The sequence below is a fragment of the Streptomyces sp. NPDC033966 genome, from assembly GCF_055575955.1.
In genome coordinates this window covers 1-18,073 of the sequence record NZ_JBVIRQ010000035.1, presented here as the reverse complement: position 1 = coordinate 18,073, position 18,073 = coordinate 1, and the positions used below count along the sequence as shown (strand labels likewise).

Here is an 18,073-nt window from a genome sequence, read left to right as displayed (position 1 = left end):
TCCACACCGAAGGCGGTGTAGAAGCGGCGGGCCGCCTCGGGGTCGGCCACCTCGAGGGTGACGGACGCGAGGGACGTGGGGGCTGCGGTGGAAGCAGTGGTTGCCATGACCATCACGCTAGGGGGTGGGCGGTGGCCGGGGCTTCTCGATTCCTGACCGGTCCCGCGACCTGCTCCGCGGCATCCCCTCGGGCGAGCGCCTTGCCCCGGCGAACTGGGACGGACAGCTGTTGCCCTCAGGCTCTGACCAGGCAGAACGGGTGGCCGGCCGGGTCGGTGAGGACCCTCCACCTGCCGTGGTACGGCTGATGGGCGGGCTTGCTCGCCCCCAGCTCGAGCAGCCGCGCCTCGGCTGTGTCCAGGTCGTCGACCTCGAAGTCGAGATGGGACTGCTGGGGAACGGTCTGGTCAGGCCAGGAGGGAGCCCGGTAGTCGTCGACCCGCTGGAAGCCGAGGAAGAGTCCGTCCTCACGGTTGAGACCGGCGAAGTCGGCGTCGGATTTCGGGTGGGGTTCGAGGCCGGTCGCCTGCTGATAGAACGCCGCCAGGGCCGGCGGATCGGAGCAGTCGAGTGTTATCGCGCACAGCCTCATCTGCAGGGGCATGACATCTCCGGGTCGATCGGTGCACTCGCTTCGCGGCGCTTGCCGTGGAAGGGCCCCAGTCAAGCGTCCTCCACGGACACGATCAAGCTCTGCGGAGAGGGCAGGATTCGAACCTGCGTGGATCCCAGTGGAACCCGAACGGCCGGTGGCCGGTCCCCGATCAACCGCTCCGGGCACCTCTCCCTCGTGACCGTGGTCACGACAACCAGAGTGCGGCACAGGGCCTGACGCCGTGCTGACACGGCAGGTTGGGGACGCTGTAGGTTGTCGGCGGTGGGTGGATATCAGGATGAGGCCAGGGCGGGCTACGACGGGGTCGTCGAGCTGTACGCTTCCCTGTTCGCCGATCGGCTGGAGACGCGGCCGTTCGCGCGGGCCATGGTGGGTACCTTCGCCGGGCTGGTGCGGGAGGCGGGGAACCCGCGGGTGGCCGATGTCGGGTGTGGGCCCGGGCATCTGACGGGGTTGCTGCACGAGCTGGGGCTGGACGCTTTCGGGGTCGATCTCTCGCCGGGCATGGTGGACCACGCCCGGCGGGCACATCCGGCGCTGCGGTTCGAGGAGGCGCGGATGGAGGCCCTGCCGGTGGAGGACGGGGTGCTCGGCGGGGTGCTGGCGCATTACTCGATGATCCACACACCGCCCGGAGAACTGCCGGCGCTGCTCGCCGAGCAGGTGCGGGTCCTGGCGCCGGGGGGCTTGGCGCTGGTCTCGTTCTGCGTGACCGAAGGGCCGGAGCCGGTCCGTTACGAGCACAAGGTGGCGCCCGCCTACAGCTGGCCGGTGGAACGGTTCGTGGAGGTGCTGGCCGGGGCCGGGCTCGTCACGTTCGCCCGGCTGGTCCACGGCCCGGCCTCCGAGCGGGGTTTCCTCGATGCCCACCTGCTGGCCCGGGTCGGTCCCGTCACCGCCGGTGATCTCAGGTGACGTCCCCGCGGATGGCCCCGCCGCCCTGCTGGGCGGCGTAGAGGGTGCCGCTGGCGGGCGGGGCGAAGGCTTCGGGGTGGGCGGCGGAGAGGAGTCCGTAGCCGCGCTCCAGGATCCTGGTGAAGGCGGCGGGGTCGCTGATGGACATGACGTGCGGGCCGCGGACGTGGAACAGCCGGGCGTATCCGCCGCCGGCGCGGACGGCTTCGACGAACTGCTTCTCCTGGGCCCGGAAGAGGGGGTCGCCGAGGCCGTTGACGAACAGGACGGGCATCCTGCAGCGGGCGGCGATGTCGAGGAAGTCGCGCCGGGCGAGGTCCTCCACGACCTCGGGGAAGGCCTGCAGGGCGAGCCCGCCGCCCATCACGGCCTGGTAGCTCTCGGCGGGCAGCCGGCGCCTGAGTGCCAGGTCATCGAGTCGGGCGGCGCGGGCCGGGCCGAGTGCCCCGACGGCGCGGGCGGCGCCGCGGTAGATCCGGCCGGTGGGCCCGTCGGGCCGGGCGGTGGACCCCTGGACGAGGACGGCGGCGGCGGTGGCGGGGTGCGCGGCCGCGTAGGCGAGGGCGGCGTATCCGCCGAGGGAGGCGCCGGCCACCAGGGGGCGGCGGCCGGTGGCGAGGGCGGCTTCCTCCACGGCGAGGCCGATCCGCTCGACCGCCTCCTCCAGGCTGAAGGGGCGGTGGCGCTGGGTTCCGTGTCCGGGCAGGTCGGGGGCCGTGATCCGGAAGCGGGGGGCCAGCCGACGGGTGTGGGGGTCCCACATCCGGGCGGAGAGCCGGATCCCGTGGACGAGGACCAGGGGAACTCCCCCGGCCGTTCCGGCGGTCCAGATGCCCGGACGGCCCGGGGCGGGACCGAGTCCCGTGACCGTGGCCGCCTGTCGGTCTTCGCTCATGCTCTCCCCCTGGCAGGTGCGGCGTCGGTCCGCGGTCGGAAGCCGGTCGGATGTCGACGCAACGTTGCGTTGCATATTAGGAGGGGGAGTCCAGAGAATGCAACACCACGTTGCGTTGCATTAGGCTGGCCGTCCCACTCGCACGGAAGGGACCAGCGGTGACGCAGAGGCAAGACGGAGAGAGCGGCGGCGGGCCGCGGCGCAAGGCCGAGATCTTCACGGCCACCCTCGACATGCTCGGCAGCCTGGGCTTCGACTCCCTGACCATCGAGGGGGTGGCCCAGCGCTCCGGGGTCAACAAGACGACCATCTACCGCTGGTGGTCGTCCAAGTCGGAGCTGCTGCGCGACGCGCTGCTGCACTCGCACGTCTTCCGGTTCGATCCGGCCGACACCGGCAGCCTGCGCGGCGACCTGACCGCGCTCGCCGAGCAGGTCCAGCAGCTGCTGGACGACGAGCACCGGCGGACCATCGTCGAGGCCGCGCTGGTCGGGGCGGTGCGCCACCAGGCGATGCGGGACCTCGTGGTCTCCTTCCTCGACGACCGCTTCGGCCGCCACCAGCCCGTCTTCGAGCGCGCGGTGGCCCGGGGCGACCTGCCGCCCGACGTCGATCCGGCGCCGCTGGTGGACGCCATGGCCGGCGCCCTGTGGATGCGGATCCTGGTGCGCCGGGGCGCGGTCGCCGACACCTACACCCGCGACCTCGTCGGCATCCTGATGGACGGGATCACCGCGGCCGCCCGTCACTCCGGCGCACCTGGTCTGCGGAGTGGGCCGTCGTCGTGAGCCGTCCATCGCCGTGCGGGTTTTGGTAGGACACCCACAAAACCCGGGGTGTGGACTCCGTCGATCGCGACACCTGATGGTTCGTGAATTCCCTGGCAGATTGGCGAATGTCTTGATCACCTCCGGCCCGTACCTGTGGGCGGAGGTGTGCCGATCAAACAAAGGGGGATGTGCGATGACCACGGGTATGACGGACGTGGTGGTGACGGGGCTGGGAGCCACGACGCCCCTCGGCGGAGACGTTCCCTCGACCTGGGCCGGGCTGCTGGCCGGGGAGTCCGGGATCAGCGCGATCGAGGAGGAGTGGGCGGCCGCCCTGCCGGTGCGGATCGCGGGCCGGCTTCGGGTCGAGCCGTCCGAGGTCATGGACCGGGTGCAGGCCCGGCGGCTGGACCGGTGCGAACAGGTGGCGCTGATCGCGGCCCGGGAGGCGTGGGCCGACGCGGGGCGGCCGGAGGTCGAGCCGGAGCGGCTGGCCGTGGTGATCGGCACGGGCACGGGCGGCGCGTTGAGCATGCTCGGGCAGGACGACGTCCTGGAGGCGTCCGGGGTCCGCAAGGTCTCGCCGCACACCGTGCCGATGCTGATGGCGAACGGACCGGCGGCCTGGGTCAGCATCGAACTCGGCGCCCGGGGCGGCGCCCACACCCCGGTCAGCGCCTGCGCCTCCGGGGCCGAGGCGATCGCGATGGGCCTGGACCTGATCCGGCTGGGGCGTGCGGACGTGGTCGTCGCCGGCGGGGCCGAGGCGTGCATCCACCCGCTGCCGCTGGCCGGGTTCGCGCAGGCCAAGGCGCACTCCACGCGCAACGACGCGCCGCGCGAGGCGTCCCGGCCGTTCGACACCGGCCGGGACGGCTTCGTCATCGGCGAGGGGGCCGCCCTGGTGGTCCTGGAGCGGGCCGGCTTCGCCGCCGCGCGCGCCGCCCGCGTGCACGCGGTCCTGGCCGGCGCGGGGGTCACCTCCGACGCGCACCACATCACCGCAGCCCACCGGGACGGTCAGGTGCGCGCGATGCGCCTCGCCCTGGCCTCGGCCGGCCTGGGCCCGCTCGACGTGCGGCACGTGCACGCCCACGCGACCTCCACCCCCACGGGCGACCTCACCGAGGCCGAGTCGACAGCCGAGGCCATCGGCACCCACCCGGCCGTCACCGCGACCAAGTCGATGACGGGGCACCTCTTCGGCGCCGCTGGTGCCATGGGTGCCGTCGCCGCGGTCCTCGCCCTGCGCGACCAGGTCGTGCCGGCCACCCGGAACCTCGACGAGCTCGACCCGCGGGTGGAGCTCGACGTGGTCGCCGGGCGGCCGCGGCGGGGCCCGCTCGGCGTGGCGCTGACCAACTCCTTCGGCTTCGGCGGGCACAACGCCTCGCTGGTGTTCACCGACGGGTGTGGCTGACGGTCCGGTCTCCGACCGAGTCGGCGAAGGCGCGGGCCAGGGGGGTGAGGGCCTCCCAGCGGCGGACCGCCCAGCCGACGGGGAGGGGCGGGAGGGCGGGTACGGGGACCAGGCGCAGGGGGCCCTCGGGGGCGGCGCGCAGGCCCGGGACGGCCGGTACGACGGTGTGGCCCAGGCCGAGTTCGGCGAGCAGGAGGGCGGTGTCCCAGTCCGCCACGCTGGTGTCGGAGCCGACCCGGACGCCGAGTTCGGTGAAGGCCGCGTCGAGGCGGGCGCCGGAGATGGAGTTCGGGGGCAGCCGGACGAGGCGAATGTCCGTGAGGTCGGCGGTGTCGATGCTCCGTCGGTCCGCGAGCGGGTCGTCGGCACGGACCGCGAGGACCCAGGGCAGGTCGGCGACCGGTCGCTGCTCGATGCCGGGTACGGGCGGGCCGATGGTGATCCAGGCCAGGTCGAGGGTGCCGGCCAGGAGGGCCTCGAAGCAGCGGCGGCTGGAGGTCTCGGTGCGGAACTCCAGGCTCGTCCCGGGGTGGTGGCGGCGGAAGTCGGCGATGGCCTCGGCCATGAAGTGGCGGACGGTCACGCCGCCGGTGCCGACGCGTACGGATCCCCCCTCGCCGTTCGCCAGGTCGCCGAGGCGGCGCAGCGCCTGGTCCAGGCCGGTGATCCCGTCGGCGGCGGCCTCGTAGAGGATGCGGCCGGCCTCGGTGGGGGCCACGCCGCGGGGGCGGCGTTCCAGCAGGGTGGTCGCCGTCTCGCGTTCGAGGCGCTTGACGTGCTGGCTCACCGCGGACTGGGTGCGGCCCAGCTCCCGGGCCACCGCGCTGAGGCTCCCGGCCCGGCACACGGCCACGAACACCCGTAGGTCGTCCAAGGTCATGAAACCCAAGGTATTGCTTGGGTGTTGGCGAGGAAACCCCAGGATTGACTGGAGGCCGGGCGGGGCGGAGGATTTTCGGTGGGCCGAGGCCCAGGCGGCAACCTGTCCGGTGGCCGCGGCCGGGTCCGGAACCGGGGCGCGGCGTTGCCGGACGGGTGTCGACCACCGGGTCTCGGCCGGCGGGTCCGGACCGGCGGACCGGACCGGCGGACCGGACCGGGGCCGCCGGGTCCGGCGCCCGGGAGGCGGCGTCCCGTCAGGGGGCGGGGCAGTGGAGGGTGTTCGCGGTGACGGGGGCGCCGTCGGCCTTGTTGCGGTCCCAGGTCACCGTCTTGACCTGGACCGGGGTGGTGCCGACGGTGACGTCGAAGGTGTTGTCGTGGTCCGGGGCCGGGTTCAGCCGGGCGCCGGGGAGGGCCGCCGCGAGGGTGTCCGCGTCCGCCCGCATGGCGGGGGCGTACGTGATGACGGGCGGGCCTTCGGGGCGTACGGGGGGTGCGGGCCTGGGGGCCGCCCGGAAGCCGGCGCGGGTGAGGGCCTCGGCGACGGCGGGGTCGTCCACGCGGAGTCTGATGGCGGCCGGGTTGGTCTCGACGGGGGTTTCGGGTACGGGCTGGATGCGGGGGTCGCCGGTGATGGGGCGGTCGTCGGCGAGGGCGTCCCAGAGGGCGGCGGAGCGGCCCTCGTGCCAGACCAGGGTGGAGCCGACCCCGGGGACGCGGTGGTCGAAGAGCCGGATGGGGACGGTGGCGAACTCCATGCGGTCGGCGCGGAGACGGCCGAGGGTCCAGCCGATGCGGACGAGGTCGTGCAGGTCCGTCGCGGCGTCGGTGCGTACGGTCTTCAGGAGGGTGCGGACGGTGCGGGCCGTGCTGAGGGGGCCGGAGAGGGCTCCTTCGGCGGTGAGGCGGGCCAGCAGGTTGGCGACGGTGCGCTGCTGGCGGCGGACCCGGCCGAGGTCGCCGGGCCGGGTGTTGACGTGCCGGGCCCGGACGTAGCGCAGGGTCCGGTTGCCGTCGGTGTGGTGGACGCCGGCGGTGATGTCGAGGCCGGAGCCCTCGTCGTGGAGGGGTTCGTCGGTGCAGACGGTGGCGCCGCCGAGGTTGTCGATGGTCTGCTCGAAGCCGGTGAACCCGGTCTCGAGGTAGTGGTCGACGTGGAGGCCGGTGACCTGTTCGACGGTGCGCACGGTGAGGGGGCCGCCGCCGATCTTGTACGCCGCGTTGATCTTGCCGAAGCGGGGCGGGCCGGGGACCGGGTACTGGACGTAGGAGTCTCGGGGGATGGAGACGACGCTGGCGCGGCGCCCGTTCGCGGAGAGGTGGACGAGCATCATCACGTCGGTGCAGTCGCAGCCCGCGCCGCCCACGTGCAGGCGGCGCTTCTCGGCGGCGGACAGGCCGGCGCGGCTGTCGACGCCGACGACGAGGACGTTCGTGCCGCGGCTGCCGCTCCCGCCCGTGGCGCGCTCGGCGGACAGGGCACGCGAGCCCGTGTGGGCGCCCGCGGCGAGGGTGGCAAGCAGCGTGAGGGCAACGGTGAGTCGACGCAACGCGCATCCCCTGACGTGGTGAGGTGAGGTGGTGGCGGAAGCCGCGGGAGGACCGTACTGCTGTCGCGGGGGGCGGGTGGGGGTTACGCGCCGTGGTGGACGCCCGGATTGCCCAGCGGTCCGGCTGCCGGTCCGGCTGCCGGTCCTGTGTCCGCTCCTGAGTCCGCTCCTGAGTCCGTTTCCGGAGTCCGTTCCGACGGCCCGTTCGACGGCCGGTTCGACTCCCGTTCGAGGAGTTCTCATCCGGACCCTGGCAGCTTCGTGACGCGAGGCTCCACTGGGGACGAAAGGACGACTGGAATGACCAAGTCAAGGCGCAAGTTCGGCATCGCCACCGTGGTGGCCGCGATCGCGGCCGCGATGATCACCTTCGTGGGGCCGCAGGCGGCGAGTGCGCAGGACACGGCGCGCCGCGGCTGGGACCACTTCGGGTTCGGGGTGTCGTGGGAGGAGTCCTACGGCTACTCGCAGGCCATCAAGGCCGGGGACACGATCTACATCTCGGGGCAGCTGTCGCACGACGCGGCCGGCAACCTGGTGGGCGTCGGCGACTTCGAGAAGCAGGTCCGCACGTCGTTCGAGAACATGGACAAGGTCCTCAAGCACTACAAGGTGCCGCGCAGCCAGATCATCAGCATGAAGATCTACACCAAGGACCTGCGCCAGAACTTCGACACGGCCGCCCGGCTGCACAAGGAGTACGTCGGCAAGCACCGCACGACCGACACCATCGTCGGCGTCTCCGACCTGGCGTTCCCCGAGCAGCTCGTGGAGATCGAGGCCATCGTGAAGGTCTCGCCGCGCTCCTGACCGAGTGCGCCGCGCGGTGACCGCCGCGCCACCCCCCTGCAGCCCGTGCCCGGGGCCAGTCGTACTGGCCCCGGGCGCGGGCTGTCGTCGTGGGCCCGCCCGAGCCGCGGGGAACTTGATGCAGGGGGCACTGATCGGCGGCTTTCGGCCTTCTGGTACTTCTTCAGGCCATGAAGAAGATCACTCGCCGACAGGCTCTGGGGATCGGTGCCGGGGCGTCGATCGCCCTGGGGCTGAGCGCCTGCTCGTCCTCGTCGGCCCCGGCCCCGGCGGCCGGGGCCTCAGGCGCCTCCGGGAGCCCCGGTGCTTCCGGGGCGCCCCTTTCCATACCCACCGGCGGCATCGACGAGGTGTACGAGGGGCGCCGCATCCAGATCACGCTGGGCGCCGCGGGGCACCACGGCGTGCCGGTGCCCAACATCAAGATCGACGGCAAAGAGCTGCACCTGATGGGGAACGCGGACGGCAGCTGGGTCACCGTCGTCAACCACTACGAGAGCTTCCCGGACCCGGTCGCGGCCGCCCGCGCCGCCATCCGTGACCTCCAGGGCGCCGAGCTCGCCCCGTTCACCCTCCCGAAGGAGGCTCCCAAGCTGTGACCGTACGCAAGAGCGTGTCCGTGCTGACGCCCGACGAGAAGCGGGCCTTCGTCAACGCGGTGCTGGAGCTGAAGCGGACCGGCGTCTACGACCGGTACGTCAACGCCCACAACTACTACCTGATGAGCGACTCGGACTTCGGTCCCCGGATCGGGCACCGCACGCCGTCGTTCCTGCCCTGGCACCGGCGGTTCCTGCTGGACTTCGAGGCCTCGCTCCAGCGGGTGGACCGCAACGTGGCGCTGCCGTACTGGGACTGGACCGTCGACCGGGCGGCCAACTCCCCTCTGTGGGCCTCCGACTTCATGGGCGGTACCCGGCGGGGCCGGGACGGGCAGGTGCAGGACGGGCCCTTCGCGTACACGGGCGGCAAGTGGGCCATCACCGTCGGCGTGGACCGGCGCGACTACCTGCGGCGCGTGCTGGGTTCGGGGGTGCCGCAGCTGCCGACCCGGGCCGAGGTGGACGCCGTGCTCGCCATGCCGGTGTACGACACCGCTCCGTGGAACAGCGCGTCGAGCGGGTTCCGCAACCACCTGGAGGGCTGGCGCGGGAGCAACCTGCACAACCGGGTCCACGTGTGGGTGGGCGGGCACATGGCCACCGCGGCCTCCCCCAACGACCCGGTGTTCTGGCTGCACCACGCCTTCATCGACAAGCTGTGGGCGGACTGGCAGGCCCGCAACCCCAAGGCCGGCTACCTGCCCGCGTCCCGGACGCAGGACGTGATCGACCTGCGGGGCGTGCTGCCGCCGTGGAACAACGTGACTCCGGCCGACATGCTGGACCACCGCCGGTTCTACACCTTCGACAAGGCGTGACCGGCCGTCCTGCGATCCGCTGATGCCCCCGGACCGGGCCCCGGGCTGAGGGCCCCGGGCGCCGGCGGGCGATCCGGGGTCGGCGGCCCGGGCCGGCGGGCCGTCAGGCCGGGCCCGGGTCCCCGGAGCCGTCGGGGGTACCGGCGTTCTCCAGGGTCTCGGCCAGCAGCCGCCAGATCTCGGCGGCCAGGTCGTGGCTGGAGGCCCGGCCGGCCTCCTCGCCCAGCCTCTTGAGCAGGGCGCGGCCCTCCTCCGGGCGGCCTTCCGCGATCAGGAGCAGGCCGTCGAGGGTCTCCAGCCGGATCCGGTCGCGGAAGGTCAGGACGAGCCGCCCGCGGTCCAGCCGGTCGTGGGCGGCGCGGGCGTCCCCGTAACGGCCCTCCTCGAACGCGAGGTGTGCCCGCAGCACCAGCAGTTCCTGCTGCTGTACGGGCGTGCCGACGAGGGAGAGCGCGGCGCCGGCCTGTGCCAGGCACTCGCCGGCCCGCTCGGTGAGGGCGGGACGGGACCGGAGGTACAGGGAGGCCGCGGCCAGGCGCAGCCGCGCCCACAGCACGGGGTCGACGCGGCTGTCCAGGGCCTCCAGCGCCTGGCGGAGGTACGCGTGGGCGGCCTCGTCGTCGCCCTGGCGGGAGCTGACGGTGGCAGCCGACCAGAGCGCCTCGGCGCGCAGCGCGTCGGAGCGGCCGGCCACGAGCGCGACCAGTTCCTCCGCGTGCGCGCGGGCTTCGGGCAGCCGGCCGGCCTCGGCCTCGGCGGAGACCAGCGCCAGCAGGGCGGTCCCGGTGTCGGGGACGCCGAGCCCGGCGTCCCGCGCCATCCCGTGGGCGCTGACGGCCAGTTCGAGGGCACGGGCGACCTCGCCGGCGGCGCGCAGGCAGCGGGCGAGCTGGGTCCTGGACCGGCATTGCAGTTCCGGGAGGCCGAGGGCGTCCGCGATCCGGGCCAGTTCCTCCAGGCTCGACAGCTCCTCGGCGCGGCCGCCCCGGCGGTGCCGGTGGCGGGCGATCAGCCACAGGGCCTGCCAGCGCAGCAGCGGTGCCTCGTCCGGGCAGGCGGCGAGGGCGGCGGTGAGGTCTTCGACGGCCTCGTCGTCCTCGCCGCCGTCGCCGCCGTCGCACGAGGTGGCGATGGTCAGGCTCCGCGCCAGCGGGCTGCCGGCGGCCGGCGGGGCCTCGAAGGCCCGGCGGTCCACCCCGAGCTGCCGGGCGAGGTGGGCGATGACCCGCTCGGTGGGCTGCCGCGCGCCGGACTCCAGGCGCGACAGGTAGCCCGTGGAGATCTCCCCGCCGGCCAGGGCGGTCTGGGAGAGGCCCCGTTGCAGCCTCAGGGCCTTCAGGCGCGATCCGAAGGACTGCTCGTCTGTCATAGGGATGGGTCCCGCAATCGTTCTCGGAATCGTTCCCTTGGGAACTCGGCCGTCGGCGCGCCCGGCGCTGTGCGGGAAGCCTATCCGGCGGCGCCGACTGGTGGCAAACATCGGACAACTTTTCTTGCCATGGATCCGCTGTGGCCGATGGCCGGACGTGATCCGCGAGGTGCTGGCGGATGTGGTGCGTTGATCTGATCCGGCGATATTGCCAAGGTTGGCAAATCCTGTGCCAAACGATATTGACCGGGCCGGTGTGCCGTGTCAGGCTTCCGGTCCATGTCCCTGATGAAGATGCACGCCGACGAGATCGACATCGACGAGGCGCTCGTCGCCCGGCTGGTGGCCGCCCAGTTCCCTCGGTGGGCGCACCTGCCGGTCGAGCGGGTCCGTTCCGCCGGCACGGACAACGCGATGTTCCGGCTGGGCGGGGACATGGCCGTGCGGCTACCCCGGATCCCAGGTGCGGCGCACCAGGTCGACCGGGAGCAGCGGTGGCTGCCACTGCTGGCGCCCCGGCTGCCGCTGGCGGTTCCGGTTCCGCTGGGCAGGGGCGTACCGGGTGAGGGCTTCGGGTACGGGTGGTCGGTCTACCGCTGGCTGGAGGGCGAGGACCTGTTCGACGAGCCCGTCGGCGACCTGGGCGGGGCGGCCGTGGACCTGGGCCGGTTCGTGGCGGCGCTGCGGCGGGTGGACGCGGCGGGCGGGCCCCCGTCGTTCCGGGGCGGGCCGGCGGGGACGGCCGACGCGGAGGTGCGGGCCGCGATCAGGGACCTGGGCGCGGACGGCACGGTGGACGCGGACGCGGCGACCGCCGCGTGGGAGGAGACGCTGCGCCTTCCGCAGTGGCGGGGCGAGCCCGTCTGGCTGCACGGGGACCTGCTGCCGGGCAATCTGCTGGGCCGGGGCGGGCGGCTCAGCGCGGTCATCGACTTCGGCGGGGTGGGGGTGGGCGACCCGGCCTGCGACATGATGGCGGCCTGGACCCTGCTGTCGGCCGATGTGCGCGGGGCGTTCCGCGAGGAGGCGGCGGTGGACGACGCGACGTGGGCCCGGGGGCGGGGCTGGGCGCTGCGGTTCGGGCTGACCGCCGAGCACGAATACCGGGTCACCAATCCGGTGCTGGCCGCGGTCGGCCACCGGGCCGCTGCCGAGGCGCTGGCCGACCACCACGGCCGCTGAGCCGCGCGGTGCGCGAAGGGGCCCGCGCCCCCCTCGGGGGGCGCGGGCCTCTTTCTCGGGTGTGGTGCGGCCAGTCAGGCGGCGGCGGGCTCGGAGGCGGCGGGCTCGGCGGGCTCGGTCTGCTTGCGGTCCCGCATGACCAGGACGGCGAGGACCGCGGCGGCCAGGATGGCGGCGGCGCTGATGGTGAAGGTGGTCGACATCGAGGTGACGAAGGCCTCGCGGGCCGTGCGCACCATGCCCTGGTCCCCGCCGGCGACGGCCAGGGCTCCGGCGATGGAGTGCTGGGCCTCCTCGGGCGATCCGGCGGGCATCTCGGCGGCGAACCCGGAGGCGAGCAGCGAGCCGAGGATCGCGATGCCGAGGGCGCTGCCGGCCTGCCCGATGGTGTCGTTGAGGGCCGAGCCGACGCCCGCCTTCTCCTCGGGGATGGTGGCCATCAGGGCACCGACGGCGGCCGGCATGGCGGCGCCCGCGCCGAGGCCGAGCAGTCCGAGGGCGACCGCCGGGACGGTGAAGCCGCTGTCGGGGGTGGCGGTGGTCAGCAGGGCGAAGGAGCCGGCCATCACGATCATGCCGACCACGATCAGGGGGCGGTTGCCCACCTTGGAGGCGAGACCGGCGCCCACTCCGTTGCCGACCAGGGCGGCCACGGCGAGCGGGACGAAGGCCAGGCCGGCCTTGAGGGGCGAGTAGCCGAGGACGAACTGCAGGTACTGGGTCAGGACCAGCAGCAGGCCGCCGTTGCCGATCTGGACGAGGGTCAGCGAGAGCGAACCGCCGCTGAAGTTGCGGTTCTTGAAGAGGACCAGCGGGACCATCGGGGAGGCGGTGGTGTTCTCCCAGATCACGAAGCCGGCGAGGCAGGCCACGGCGACGACGAGGGTGAGCGAGGAGCGGCCCTCGAAGGCGCCGTGCTTCGGGATCTCGATGATCCACCAGACCAGGGCGGTCATGCCGACGGCGGAGAGGACGGCGCCCAGCGGGTCGGGCTTCTGCCAGGGGCCCTTGGACTCGGGCATCAGGGTGAGGGCGGCGATCACGGCGAGGACGACGACCGGGACGTTGATGAAGAAGATCGACTGCCAGGAGAAGTGGTCGATCAGGACGCCGCCGAGGACCGGGCTGCCCACCAGGCCGAGCATGGAGACCGAGCCCCAGGCCGCCATCGCCTTGGGCCGCTCGTCCTCGTCGAAGACGGTGATGAGGATGGAGAGGGTGGACGGCATGATGAGCGCGCCGCCGACGCCCATCGCGACGCGTACGGCGATCACCTCGCCGGGGTTGGAGCAGAAGGTCGCGGCCAGTGACGCCGCGCCGAAGAGGACCAGCCCGACCAGCATGACCAGGCGCCGGCCGAAGCGGTCGCCGAGGCTGCCGGAGGTGAGCAGGAGCCCGGCGAAGACCAGGATGTAGGAGTCGAGGATCCACTGGGTGTCCTGCGCGCTCGCGCCGAGGTCCGTGGTCATGGACGGCACCGCGACCGTCAGGGCCATGGAGTCGACCACCAGGACCAGCGAGCTCAGGCACAGCACGATCAGGATCCACCAGCGGCGGGGGTTCCTGCTTTCCATGGGTCGTTCCCTTTCGTCTTCGTCGGTGTGTCCCGTTGATGAGGCCCACTCGGCGCGTACACCGTTCCAGTGCTGCGCACACTGTACGCACAATGGGTACGGTGTACGCAAGTGGGCGTGCGGCGATCTATGCTCCAGGTCATGACAACGGGTTCGGCGGGTGCCGGTGAAGGCGGGGAACGGGTCCTCCTGTACGGGCCGGAAGGGCTCGTCGGGGGCGAGGCGGCCGGGGAGCTGGCGGCGGCCGACTCCTGGCTCGTCGAGGAGGGGCGGGTACGCGAACTGCCCGCGCACTGGCGGCGGTTCGGCGCGGCCGTGGCCGCGGCGGGCGGGCCCGGACTGGAGGGGTTCCCGGAGGCCGTCGCCCGGGCGCTGCCCCGGCGGGGGTGCTGGTTCCCCCGGGTGGAGCTGGTGGGCGGACGGCTGCAGCTGCGGGTGCGGGTGGCGCCCGCGCGGACGGACGCGGTACGGCTGTGGGCCGGGGGCGACGATCCGCGGCACACGCCCCGGCGCAAGGGGCCGGACCTGGGGGCGCTGGGGGCGCTGCGGGCGCGGGCCGTCGCGGCGGGCGCCGATGACGCGCTGCTCGTCGGCGACGACGGCTTCGTACGGGAGACGGCCACGGCGAGCCTGGTGTGGTGGGACGGGGACGTGCTGTGCGTGGTCGATCCCGGGCTGCCGATCCTGGCGGGGGTGACCGCGGCTTGGGTGGTGCGGCGCGCCGGCGGGCTGGGCGTCGCGGTGCGGCCGAGCCGGGTGCGGCCGGCGGAGCTGAGCGGGCGCGAGGTGTGGGTCACCAACGCGCTGCACGGGCTGCGGCCGGTCACCGGGTGGGTGGGGGCCGACGTGGCCGTCGGCCCCTCACCGCGGGTTCAGGAGTGGCGGGCCGCCTGGGCGGCGGCCGCCGAGCCTCTGCCGCGGTAGCGGCACAGGTTCAGCAGGAGGAGGGCCAGTTCGACGCCGGGGCGGCCGAGGCTGTTGCTGTACCGGGCGATGACCTGCGTTTCCCGGGACAGGCGGGTGCCGGGGCCGCCGGCGGCGGTCCGGTCGCGCTGGATCTCGTTGACGAGGGCGGCGCGGTGGGCGACCAGGGAGATGATCTGGTCGTCGATGGCGTCGACCTGGTGGAGCAGGACCTCTTCGTTGAGCTGGGTGAGGAGGGCCGTTGTCTCCATGGGGGCGGGTTCTGTTCCGACGGGCATGCGGGTTCCCCTCAGCGGGTGGGTTCGGGGGCGGCCGGACGGCGTTGGGCCCGGGCCAGCAGGACGGCGGACAGCGCGGCCACGGCGGCGAGGGCCAGGGACCATCCGAAGGTGACGGCGAAGGCGGAGGCCTTGTCGTGCGGGCGGCCGTCCGCACCGTCCAGGCCGCGCTGCAGGACGGTGACGAGCACCGCCGTCGCGAGCGAACCGCCCAGCCGTTGCAGGATGCTCAGCTGCGGTGAGGCGTCGCTGATCTTCTGCGGGTCGAGGCTGCGGAACGCGGTGGTCATGGCGGGCATGACGGACAGGCCGGCGCCGAATCCCGAGACGGTCATGGCCGTCCCGATCAGCGCGTAGGACGTGTCGGTGCCGACGAACACGAACGGCACCGCCGCCGCCAGGCTGAGGCCGGCGCCGGCGAGGGCGGTCCGGCCGGTGCCGAGGCGTTCGGCGGCCCGGCCCGAGAGCCAGGTGGCCGCCGCGGCGCCGATGCTCGACGGCACCAGCAGCATGCCGGTGGCGACCGGGTCCTCGTGCCGGACGTCCTGGAAGTACAACGGCATCAGCACCATGCCCGCGTACATGCCCATGGAGAGGAAGAACGTGGTGAGGGACGCGGCGCGGAAGACCCGGTCGCGGTAGAGGCGGATGTCGAAGAGCGGGTGGGCGGTGTTGAGGGTACGGATCGTGAAGAGGACGAGGAGGGCGGTACCGATGGCGATGGAGAGCAGGGGCACCGTGAGGGAGCCGGTGTCGGTGCTGCCCAGGCCGTAGGTGAGGACGGCCATGCCGGTGGAGATCGCGGCCAGGCCCGGGACGTCCAGCGGCGGGGCCGCCTCGGGGCGGTCGGCCGGCAGGAGGCACAGGGCGCACAGGACGGCGGCGGCACCCACGGGCAGGTTGACCAGGAAGATCCACCTCCAGTCGGTGTAGTGCAGCAGGAGCCCGCCGATGAAGGGGCCGAAGACGGGGGCCAGCACGATGGGTACGCCCACCGTCGCCATGACCCGGGACATGTTCTTCGGCCCGGCCGTGCGGGCCAGGATCATCTGTCCGACGGGCATGATCAGCCCGCCGCCGAGGCCCTGGACCGCACGGAAGGCGATGAGCTGTCCGGCGTCCTGGGCGGCCGCGCAGAGCGCGGAGCCCAGGGTGAACAGGACGACGGCGGCCACGTAGGTGCGGCGGGCGCCGAAGCGGCGGGCCGCCCAGCCGGAGACCGGAATGACCGCGGCGACGGCGAGGAGGTAGGCGGTGACCACCCACTGGACGGTGTTCAGCGGCGCCCGGAAGTCCGTACCGAGCGCGCTGAGCGCGACGTTGACGATCGTCGAGTCCAGGAACGACATCGTCGCTCCCACGATCACGACGGTGGCGGCCTTCCACACGTCGCGGCCGAGGCCGGTACGGGGTGCCGGCGCGGTACGGGTCGTCATGCCACGGCCTCCGTCAGCCAGTGGTCGACGGCGGCGGCCGCGGCCGCGGCGTCGTCCTCCATCATCGTGAAGTGGTCGCCCAGTACGTCCACCGCCGTGTGGGGCAGCGGCCAGGACGCCAGGTGGCCCCCGCCGTCGACCAGGGAGCGGCCCGCTCTGACGAGCAGCGTCGGGACCGCGGTGGCGGTGGGCCGCCAGGCCGGGAAGAGCCGGAAGTAGCCGCCCATGGCCGTGAGCCTGAGGTCGGTCATCCAGCCGAAGGAGTCCTCCCGTTCGAACATGGCGTCCGTCATCCGGGAGCGGAACGCGGGCTGGGCCGCGTCGCCGGGCAGGAACGTGTCGAGCAGCACCAGCCCGGCGGGGGCGGCGCCCCCGCGTTCGAGGTGGGCGGTGACCTCCTGGGCGAGCCAGCCGCCCGAGGAGTACCCGGCCAGTGCGAACGGTGCGCCGTCCGCGAGGCGCAGCACCTCGGCGGCCACGTGCGCGACCAGGGCGTCGGCGGTGGCGGGCAGCGGCTCGCCCTCGCCGTAGCCGGGGAGCGGGAGGACGTGGACGTCCCGGTGCTCGCGGAAGGGCGCGGCGAAGCGGGCGAACTGGTGGGGGCTGGAGAGCGCGGTGACGGAGGGCAGGCAGATCAGCGCCGGGCCGCCGGACCCGCTCGTGCCGGCGGACAGGGTGACCGGTGTCGGGGCCCCGTCCGTGCCGTCCGTGGTGAAGGAGGGGCGCAGCAGGGAGGCCGCGACGAGCAGGTCGGTGGCCTCCTTGACCTTGCCGTCCGCGCAGGCCTGCCGGTAGAGCGCGGCGATGGGCTGCGCCGGTGCGGGCGGGCCTGCGGGTTCCCGCGTCTGCGGGGCCTGGGCCGCCGCCAGTTCGCCGCGCATGTGGTCGGCGAGGTCGGCGGGGGTCGGGTGGTCGAAGACGGCCGTGGCGGACAGTCTCAGGCCGGTGGCGGTGTTGAGGCTGCCGCGCAGGCGTACCGAGGTCAGCGAGTCGAAGCCCATCTCCAGGAACTTCCGGTCCGGTTCGATCCGGTCGGCGGAGCTGTGGCCGAGGACGGTGGCCGTGTGTGCCTGTACGAGGGCGAGGAGGTTCTCCGGGTCGAGGACGGGTACGGCGGACGGGGCGCCCGCCGTCCGCCGGAGCGGGGCCGGCACCAGGCCGTGCAGCAGGGGCGGGAGCGCCTCGTGCCGGGCGCGGGTGCGCAGGGCGGGCAGGTCCAGGCGGATCGGCACCGCGAGGGCCCGGTCGAGGGCGGGGGCGGTGTCGAGGAGCGCGAGGGCCTCCTCGGTGGCGAGGGCGGCCACGCCGCCGCGGCTGATGCGGTCGACGTCGTCGGCGTCGAGGGCGCCGGTCATGCCGCTGCGCTCGGCCCACAGGCCCCAGGCGAGGGAGATGCCCGGCAGGCCGAGGGAGCGCCGGTGCTGGGCGAGGGCGTCCAGGTAGGCGTTGGCCGCCGCGTAGTTGCCCTGGCCCGGAGCACCGAGCAGGCCCGAGGCGGACGAGAACAGGACGAACGCCGACAGGTCGAGGCCGGCGGTGAGTTCGTGGAGGTTCCGGGCGGCGTCGGCCTTGGGGCGCAGGACCGTGTCGAAGCGTTCCGGGGTGAGGGACTCGATCACGCCGTCGTCCAGGACCCCCGCGGTGTGGATCACTGCCGTCAGGGGGTGGGCGGCGGGGATCGCGGCCAGGAGGGCGGCGAGGGCCTCACGGTCGGCCGCGTCGCAGGCGGCGACGGTGACCGAGGCGCCCAGCTCCGACAGCTCCGCCACGAGGTCCTCGGCGCCGCCGGAACGGCTCGCAAGGAGCAGATGACGGACACCGTGTCCGGTGACCAGGTGGCGGGCGACCGCGCGGCCCAGGGTTCCGGTGCCGCCGGTGACCAGGACCGTACCGTTCGCGGCGAAGGACAGGCCCTCGGCCTCCGGTGCGGTCACGGTCCGGGTCAGGCGCGGGACGCGTACCGCTCCCCCGCGCACCGCCGCCTGCGGTTCCGCACAGGTCAGGTACGGGGCCGCGTCCACACCCTCTTCCA

Annotated in this window: 17 protein-coding genes, 1 tRNA gene and 1 pseudogene; 8 read left to right on the top strand and 11 right to left on the bottom strand. The window is 73.7% G+C overall.

Annotated features, from left to right (window positions below; genetic code table 11):
• The 3 genes and pseudogenes from ACZ518_RS38905 to ACZ518_RS38895 all read right to left on the bottom strand — a co-directional run.
• Positions 1-113 (bottom strand): annotated as a pseudogene (locus ACZ518_RS38905) (glyoxalase); the annotation flags it as partial.
• 122 nt (positions 114-235) lie between these two features.
• Positions 236-604, bottom strand: coding sequence for a VOC family protein (locus ACZ518_RS38900; RefSeq protein ID WP_469117758.1), 369 nt, complete (start codon positions 602-604; stop codon positions 236-238).
• Positions 605-696: 92 nt separating this feature from the next.
• Positions 697-787, bottom strand: a tRNA-Gly gene (locus ACZ518_RS38895).
• 90 nt (positions 788-877) lie between these two features.
• On the opposite strand from ACZ518_RS38895, the gene ACZ518_RS38890 reads away from it, so the two are divergent.
• Positions 878-1,531, top strand: a complete 654-nt coding sequence (locus tag ACZ518_RS38890) for a class I SAM-dependent methyltransferase (protein ID WP_469117757.1) — start codon at positions 878-880, stop codon at positions 1,529-1,531.
• Here the strand turns inward: ACZ518_RS38890 and ACZ518_RS38885 are convergent.
• A complete protein-coding gene (locus ACZ518_RS38885) occupies positions 1,524-2,426 on the bottom strand; it encodes an alpha/beta fold hydrolase (RefSeq protein WP_469117756.1) in 903 nt (300 codons plus the stop codon). The genes ACZ518_RS38890 and ACZ518_RS38885 overlap by 8 nt on opposite strands.
• Positions 2,427-2,584: 158 nt before the next feature.
• Between ACZ518_RS38885 and ACZ518_RS38880 the strand changes: the two genes are divergently transcribed.
• Both ACZ518_RS38880 and ACZ518_RS38875 read left to right on the top strand, forming a co-directional pair.
• On the top strand, positions 2,585-3,214 hold the full coding sequence (locus tag ACZ518_RS38880) for a TetR/AcrR family transcriptional regulator (protein ID WP_469117755.1): 630 nt from the start codon (positions 2,585-2,587) through the stop codon (positions 3,212-3,214).
• 175 nt (positions 3,215-3,389) lie between these two features.
• A complete protein-coding gene (locus tag ACZ518_RS38875; protein ID WP_469117754.1) occupies positions 3,390-4,616 on the top strand; it encodes a beta-ketoacyl-[acyl-carrier-protein] synthase family protein in 1,227 nt (408 codons plus the stop codon).
• Here the strand turns inward: ACZ518_RS38875 and ACZ518_RS38870 are convergent.
• On the bottom strand, positions 4,597-5,496 hold the full coding sequence (locus ACZ518_RS38870) for a LysR family transcriptional regulator (RefSeq protein WP_469117753.1): 900 nt from the start codon (positions 5,494-5,496) through the stop codon (positions 4,597-4,599). The two genes, ACZ518_RS38875 and ACZ518_RS38870, sit on opposite strands and share 20 nt — an antisense overlap.
• Before the next feature lie 256 nt (positions 5,497-5,752).
• Complete coding sequence (locus ACZ518_RS38865; protein ID WP_469117752.1) at positions 5,753-7,048, bottom strand: LCP family protein; 1,296 nt, start codon at positions 7,046-7,048, stop codon at positions 5,753-5,755.
• A 300-nt stretch (positions 7,049-7,348) separates the two neighbouring features.
• On the opposite strand from ACZ518_RS38865, the gene ACZ518_RS38860 reads away from it, so the two are divergent.
• The 3 genes from ACZ518_RS38860 (at position 7,349) to melC2 (ending at position 9,278) form a co-directional block, all read left to right on the top strand.
• Positions 7,349-7,858, top strand: a complete 510-nt coding sequence (locus ACZ518_RS38860) for a RidA family protein (RefSeq protein WP_469117751.1) — start codon at positions 7,349-7,351, stop codon at positions 7,856-7,858.
• 170 nt (positions 7,859-8,028) lie between these two features.
• Entirely contained in the window at positions 8,029-8,457 is a 429-nt protein-coding gene (gene melC1, locus ACZ518_RS38855) for an apotyrosinase chaperone MelC1 (RefSeq protein ID WP_469117750.1), read from the top strand.
• Positions 8,454-9,278: a tyrosinase MelC2 gene (gene melC2 / locus ACZ518_RS38850; protein WP_469117749.1), complete on the top strand. Its 825-nt coding sequence runs from the start codon at positions 8,454-8,456 to the stop codon at positions 9,276-9,278. Before melC1 ends, melC2 begins: the two co-directional genes overlap by 4 nt.
• 103 nt (positions 9,279-9,381) lie before the next feature.
• Here melC2 and ACZ518_RS38845 read toward each other — a convergent pair whose 3' ends face one another.
• Complete coding sequence (locus tag ACZ518_RS38845; RefSeq protein WP_469117748.1) at positions 9,382-10,647, bottom strand: helix-turn-helix domain-containing protein; 1,266 nt, start codon at positions 10,645-10,647, stop codon at positions 9,382-9,384.
• 279 nt (positions 10,648-10,926) lie between these two features.
• Here ACZ518_RS38845 and ACZ518_RS38840 point away from each other — a divergent pair, with 279 nt between their 5' ends.
• The gene (locus ACZ518_RS38840; protein ID WP_469117747.1) at positions 10,927-11,829 is read left to right on the top strand and encodes an aminoglycoside phosphotransferase family protein; all 903 of its coding nucleotides are present in this window, start codon (positions 10,927-10,929) and stop codon (positions 11,827-11,829) included.
• A gap of 74 nt (positions 11,830-11,903) precedes the next feature.
• Here the strand turns inward: ACZ518_RS38840 and ACZ518_RS38835 are convergent, their stop codons facing one another.
• Positions 11,904-13,403 carry an MFS transporter gene (locus ACZ518_RS38835; protein ID WP_469117746.1) on the bottom strand — a complete coding sequence of 500 codons (1,500 nt, stop codon included), beginning with the start codon at positions 13,401-13,403 and terminating at the stop codon, positions 11,904-11,906.
• Between the two features lie 141 nt (positions 13,404-13,544).
• Between ACZ518_RS38835 and ACZ518_RS38830 the strand changes: the two genes are divergently transcribed.
• The gene (locus ACZ518_RS38830; protein ID WP_469117745.1) at positions 13,545-14,327 is read left to right on the top strand and encodes an aminotransferase class IV; all 783 of its coding nucleotides are present in this window, start codon (positions 13,545-13,547) and stop codon (positions 14,325-14,327) included.
• On the opposite strand, the gene ACZ518_RS38825 is transcribed toward ACZ518_RS38830, so the two are convergent.
• From ACZ518_RS38825 to ACZ518_RS38815, 3 genes are all read right to left on the bottom strand, one after another.
• A complete protein-coding gene (locus ACZ518_RS38825) occupies positions 14,276-14,605 on the bottom strand; it encodes a chorismate mutase (RefSeq protein WP_469117744.1) in 330 nt (109 codons plus the stop codon). The genes ACZ518_RS38830 and ACZ518_RS38825 overlap by 52 nt on opposite strands.
• An 11-nt stretch (positions 14,606-14,616) precedes the next feature.
• Positions 14,617-16,041, bottom strand: a complete 1,425-nt coding sequence (locus ACZ518_RS38820; protein ID WP_469117743.1) for a DHA2 family efflux MFS transporter permease subunit — start codon at positions 16,039-16,041, stop codon at positions 14,617-14,619.
• On the bottom strand, positions 16,038-18,073 hold a 2,036-nt coding region (locus ACZ518_RS38815; RefSeq protein ID WP_469117742.1), incomplete at its 5' end, for a type I polyketide synthase. The genes ACZ518_RS38815 and ACZ518_RS38820, both read right to left, overlap by 4 nt.

Coding starts and splice junctions, on each gene's coding strand:
- ACZ518_RS38885 (WP_469117756.1), bottom strand. CDS start 2,426: ATGAGCGAAGACCGACAGGCGGCCACGGTCACGGGACTCGGTCCCGCC.
- ACZ518_RS38835 (WP_469117746.1), bottom strand. CDS start 13,403: ATGGAAAGCAGGAACCCCCGCCGCTGGTGGATCCTGATCGTGCTGTGC.
- ACZ518_RS38820 (WP_469117743.1), bottom strand. CDS start 16,041: ATGACGACCCGTACCGCGCCGGCACCCCGTACCGGCCTCGGCCGCGAC.
- ACZ518_RS38875 (WP_469117754.1), top strand. CDS start 3,390: ATGACCACGGGTATGACGGACGTGGTGGTGACGGGGCTGGGAGCCACG.
- melC1 (WP_469117750.1), top strand. CDS start 8,029: ATGAAGAAGATCACTCGCCGACAGGCTCTGGGGATCGGTGCCGGGGCG.
- ACZ518_RS38860 (WP_469117751.1), top strand. CDS start 7,349: ATGACCAAGTCAAGGCGCAAGTTCGGCATCGCCACCGTGGTGGCCGCG.
- ACZ518_RS38830 (WP_469117745.1), top strand. CDS start 13,545: ATGACAACGGGTTCGGCGGGTGCCGGTGAAGGCGGGGAACGGGTCCTC.
- ACZ518_RS38870 (WP_469117753.1), bottom strand. CDS start 5,496: ATGACCTTGGACGACCTACGGGTGTTCGTGGCCGTGTGCCGGGCCGGG.
- ACZ518_RS38840 (WP_469117747.1), top strand. CDS start 10,927: ATGTCCCTGATGAAGATGCACGCCGACGAGATCGACATCGACGAGGCG.
- ACZ518_RS38900 (WP_469117758.1), bottom strand. CDS start 604: ATGCCCCTGCAGATGAGGCTGTGCGCGATAACACTCGACTGCTCCGAT.
- ACZ518_RS38825 (WP_469117744.1), bottom strand. CDS start 14,605: ATGCCCGTCGGAACAGAACCCGCCCCCATGGAGACAACGGCCCTCCTC.
- ACZ518_RS38845 (WP_469117748.1), bottom strand. CDS start 10,647: ATGACAGACGAGCAGTCCTTCGGATCGCGCCTGAAGGCCCTGAGGCTG.